General features: G+C 81.4%; 1 pseudogene. It reads left to right on the forward strand.

Annotated features, from left to right (window positions below):
• Window positions 1-120: 120 nt before the first annotated feature.
• A pseudogene (locus B7P34_RS38000) lies at window positions 121-623 on the forward strand (hypothetical protein); the annotation flags it as partial.

Here is a 623-nt window from a genome sequence, read left to right on the forward strand (position 1 = left end):
CCGCAGGCGGGCGGCCCCCAGGCGGGCGGCGCGGCGCAGCGGCGCGGCGCGGAGGACGACTGGCCCGGCGGCTCCTCGACCACGGGTGCCACCCCGTGGGACGCGGGTATGAACACGGGTATGAGCGACATCCCGGGCGCCGGTGCGCCCGGTGGCGTGCCCGGCAACGGCACCCCCGCCGGCGGCGCGGCACAGCGGCGCGGCACGCAGGACGACTGGCCGGGCAGCCCGTCGGCCTCCTCCGCTCCCGCCGCCCCGGGGCCGGTCGCCCCCGCCCCGGGCGCACCCGTGGACGACTGGCCCGGCAGCCCCTCCACCACGGCCTCGACGCCGTGGCCGGGCGACCCCTCGACGACCGGTTCGATGCCGCAGCCGCCCGCCCCGGGCGGCGGCGCGCCCTGGCCCGACGACCCGATGAGCACCGGCTCCATGGGCATCATGCAGCCCCCGGCGCCCGGTACCCCCGTGGGCGGCGGCGCGCAGTGGACCGAGCCGGAGAGCACACAGCAGTTCCCCGCGCCCGCCATGGGCGGCGCCGCGGACCCGTTCGCCCCCGCCGGGGCCGGCTTCGGTCGTACGGACACCCCGCACGAAGGCGTGCCCCGCGTGCCCGCGCCGCCCGA

Source organism: Streptosporangium nondiastaticum, assembly GCF_003011965.1.
Taxonomy (GTDB): Bacteria; Actinomycetota; Actinomycetes; order Streptomycetales; family Streptomycetaceae; genus Streptomyces; species Streptomyces nondiastaticus.